Source organism: Mycobacterium sp. 1245111.1, from assembly GCF_001673405.1.
GTDB lineage: Bacteria > Actinomycetota > Actinomycetes > Mycobacteriales > Mycobacteriaceae > Mycobacterium.
The window spans coordinates 1-4,611 of sequence record NZ_LZLV01000054.1 but is presented as its reverse complement, the minus strand read 5'-3'; the positions used below and the strand labels follow the sequence as shown (position 1 = coordinate 4,611).

Genomic DNA, 4,611 nt, shown 5'->3' with positions numbered 1-4,611 from the left:
GATATACAACTCTCCGACCACACCTGCGGGCACCGGCCGCAGCCAGCCGTCCAACACAAAAAACGCCGCCCCCGACACTGGCCCACCTATCGGTACCAGGCCCTGGCCCGCGCGCAACGGCGCACTGATCGCCGCGTCCACAGTGGTTTCGGTCGGACCGTAGACGTTGACCACCAATCGCCCGGGTGCCCACCGATCCACCACCTCGGCCGGACAGGGCTCGGCACCCACCACCAGCGCGGCGGACTCCAGCCCCTCAGGATCCAAAGCTCCTGCAGCAGAAGCGGTTTGACTGATGACAGTGACGTGTTCGCTGATCAGCAAGGTGCGCAGGTCTTGGGGCGAACGGGTGGCGGATTCGGGCACCACCACCAGGCGGCCCCCACCGAGTAACGCGCCGAAGATCTCTTGGACGGAGGCGTCGAAGGCCAGGGAGTGCCATTGCGACCACACTCCCGCCGCCGGCAGGCACGCGTGCAGTGCCTCGACTAGCTGGGTGACATTGTGGTGGGTAATAGCAACGCCTTTGGGCGTTCCTGTGGTGCCCGAGGTGTAGATCAGGTAGGCGATGTCGTCGGGCGCGGGTTGAGGTAGCGGCTCGGGGTGTTGGGAGACCGGGGTGATGTCGTCGACGTCGACGACCTGCAGGTCGTGGTCGTGTTCGTGGAGGAGGGGCCGGTGGTCCGCGGTCGTGACGACGGCGATTGGGGCGGCGTCGTCGAGCATGAACCCGATACGTGCGTCGGGGAGGGCGGGATCGATCGGCAGGTAGGCGGCCCCGGTCTTGAGGACGGCCAGAATCGCGGTGACGGCCTGCGCGGAGCGCGTCAGCAGCAGTGCGACGTAGTGTCCGGGTCCTGCGCCGTGGTCGGCCAGTACGTGCGCCAGCCGGGTGGTGGCGTCGTCGAGCTGGCGGTAGGTCCACGAGAGATCGCCGTAGCTGAGCGCGGTCGCGTCGGGGGTGCGGGCGACGTGGCCGGCGAACGCCGCCGGGATCGATACCCGGCTGGGTGGCGGGGCGGTCAGGACCGGGCGGTTGCCCCATGCGTCGAGACGGGCGTGTTCGGCGGAGTCGAGGACGTCGATCGATGACAGCGGCGCAGCCGGGTCGGCGGTCATGGCTGCCAGTAGCCGGGTGAAGCGCGCGAACAGCGTGTCGATGTCGGCGGGGGTGAACAGCGCGGAGTCGAATTCGGCGCGCAGACCCAGTTCGGCGCCGGGTAGGGCTTGGATGCTCAACGGGTAGTGGTTGTATTCGCGGTTGCTGAATCCCGAGACGGTCAGCCCGTCGACCCCCAACGGGGCGGTGGCGTCGAGCGGGTAGTTCTCGTAGACGAACAAGGTGTCGAACAGCCGCTCGTGGCCGCTGAGGCGGTGGATGTCGGACAGCGCCACGTGTTGGTGATCCAGGGTCTGGTTCGCCGCGCGGTGCAGTTGGCCCAACAGATCGGCAGTCGTGGTGGTGCCGGTCAGGGCGGCCCGGACCGGGACCGTGTTGATCAACAGGCCCACCATCGCCTCCGCCCCCGGCACCTCTGCCGCACGCCCCGAGACCGTGGTGCCGAAGGCGACATCGCGTTGGCCGGTGAGCCCGGACAGCAGCTGCGCGAAAGCGCCGTGCAACACGATGTTGACAGTGGTGTGGCAGGCGCGGGCCAGCTCGCTGACCGCGGCGGTGAGCTGCTCGGGGAGCCGCGTCGACGCGACCGCACGCCGCCCCGGCCCCCGCCGGCCCGCCGGGGCCACCAGGGTGGGGGCCTCCAAACCGGCCAACACCTGGCGCCAGGCCGCGCGTGCGGCATCCCCGTCGCGTCCGGCCAGCCAGGACACGAACCCGCGATAGGCCGGGGGTGCCGGTAGGCGCTGCCCGTCGTAACTGGCGAACAACTCGCGCACCAGGATCGGCAGCGACCAGCCGTCCATCACGATGTGGTGGTTGGTCAGCACGAACCGATGCGCATCCTCGGCGATACGGATCAAGACCGCCCGAAACACCGGCTGATCACCCAGATCGCAGACCGCGGCACGCTCGCCCGCACACACCGCCTCGATCTGCTCGTCGACGTCACCACCGTCGACGTCGATATACCGCCACGGCACCCACGGATCGGCCGGAATGATCTGCACCGGCTCGTCGAACTGGCCCGAGAATCGCGCCGCCAGGTGCGGATGCCGATGCACCACCGCGTGCAACGCGTCGCGCAGCCGGTGTGCATCCAGCCGGCCGCTCAACCCGATATCGAGCTGGACCGCATACAGTTCGTCGTCGCTGCCACGGGCCGTGCTGGCATGAAACAGCAGCCCTTGCTGCAACGGAGTCAGCGGCAGAACATCAGCGATCCGCATACAACCGCTCAAGCTCATCAATCTGCTGCTGGCTCAACGGAGTCAGCGCAAGATCCGATGGCGTCAGCCCGCCCCCGCCGTGCCGAACATGCACGCAGATTCCGGCGAGGGCGTCAAACCACAACCCGCTCAGCCGGCTGACCTCAGCCTCGTCCAGCACCGACGGGGCCCACGTCCATGCGGCGTGCAGGAACGGGCCGGCGTCGGTGTCGACGGTGCCGGCGTTGAGCTCCACCGAGTGCGCCAACGGCATGGGCAACCTCGAGCTGACGCTCAGACGAGCCAGACCGTCGTGGCAGATCCCCCACCCGTCACCGGAATCGTCGGTGGCCGCGCCTGCCCGGCCCAGGTAGTTGAAGCCGATCGTGGGGTCGCTGCCGAACGGATCGAGATCGGGATTCATGTAGCGCAATACGCCGTAGCTCAACGGATCCGGCAGGGCCCGCAGCTGCTCTTTGGCATCCTTGACCAGCGTCCCCAGCCCCGCTCCGCCGGCCACCACCTGCGACCACGGCAGCCCGCCGACCGCCAGCGCGACCGGATATTTGGTGGTGAACCATCCCACGGTGCGCGACAGGTCGACGTCGGGGCTCAGCTCGTCGTGGCGGCCGTGACCTTCCACATCGATGCCGATCGGTGTGGCGCCGGTGCCCAGGAACTCCGCGCATGCCATGGCGAATGCGATCAACAGAATTTCGTGGATCCCCGCGTGAAACGCGGTCGGCACCTCGCCCAGCAGCATGCGGGTGGTCTCGACATCCAACGACGCCGACAAGTTCCCCGCGCTGGCATAGGTGTCCGCCTCGGGGCGTGTGGCGGGCAGCGCCGGCGGGATCGCCGCGATCCGCCGCCACACGAACGCCTGCTCGACGACTTCCGGGCGGCGCGCATGCTCGATCAGCAGCTCCGACCACCGGGCAAACGAGGTTCCACCCGCCGGCAACTCGATCGGTTGCCCACTGCGGTGCTGGGCCCAGGCAATGTTGAGGTCCTCCAACAGGATTCGCCACGACACCCCGTCCACGGCCAAGTGGTGCACCATCGGCACCAACCGGCCCGTGGACGCCACCCATAGCGCGCTCAGCATGATCCCGGCCGCCGGGTCCAACCGCGTCCGGGCCTCGATGACTGCCTCGTCGGTCAACACGTCGACTGTGCGTAGGCAATCCCGCGCATCCACCGAACCGGCCTCGGGCACGTGCAGCGACCACCCCCCGGCACCGTCGTCTTCGACCCGCAGCCGCAGCATGGCGTGCCGATCGATGAGGGCCTGCAACAACGCCAGCACGTCGGTCTCAGTCACCCCGGCGGGAGCCTGCACCACCGCCGTCTGGTTGAACTGCTCGATCGGGCCGCCCGTGCATTGCAGCCAGCGCATGATCGGAGTGGCCACCACGGTCCCGACGCCCTCATCGACCGGACCGGCCACCCCGTGGGCGACACCGGCCAGCCGGGCGACCGTCTGCTCGGCGAAAATGTCGCGGGGGCGACACACCAGGCCCGCCGCACGCGCGCGTGCCACCACTTGCATCGCCAGAATGCTGTCGCCGCCCAGCTCGAAGAACGACTCGTCGACCCCGACCCGCTCCAGCCCCAGGACCTGCGCGTAAATGCCGACCAGGATCTCTTCCACCGCATCCGTCGGGGCGCGGTACTGATCGGCGTCCTGGTATTCGGGGGAGGGCAGCGCGCGGGTGTCGAGTTTGCCGTTGACCGTCAGCGGCAGCGCATCGATCGCCACCACCGCGGTCGGAACCATGTAGGCCGGGAGCCGCTCGGCCAGCACGTCCCGCGCGGTGGCCGGATCCGCGGTCCCGGTGACGTACCCCACCAGCCGCTTGTCGCCTGGTCGGTCTTCGCGGGCGATCACCACCGCCTGTTCGACGCCGTCCAGCGCGCTCAGCGCCGCCTGCACTTCGCCGAGTTCGATGCGGTGACCGCGGATCTTGACCTGCTGGTCGGCGCGCCCGACATAGCGCAGCTGCCCATCGGTGCCCCACCACGCCAGGTCGCCGGTCCGGTACATCCGGGCACCGGGTTCGCCGAAGGGGCACGCCACGAACCGCGATGCGGACAATCCGCCCCGGCCCACATATCCGTACGCTGCCCCGGCGCCGGCCACGTACAACTCACCGACCACGCCGGCGGGCACGGGCTGCAACCATGCATCGAGCACGAAGAAGCCGAGGTGGGCCAGCGGCACCCCGATCGGGCTGGTGATGCTGTCGACATCGCTCTCGAAAATCTCGCGGAACGAGGCGTGCA

General features: G+C 68.9%; 1 pseudogene. It reads right to left on the bottom strand.

From position 1 onward, the window contains the following. A pseudogene (locus A5658_RS27475) lies at window positions 1-4,611 on the bottom strand (condensation domain-containing protein); the annotation flags it as partial.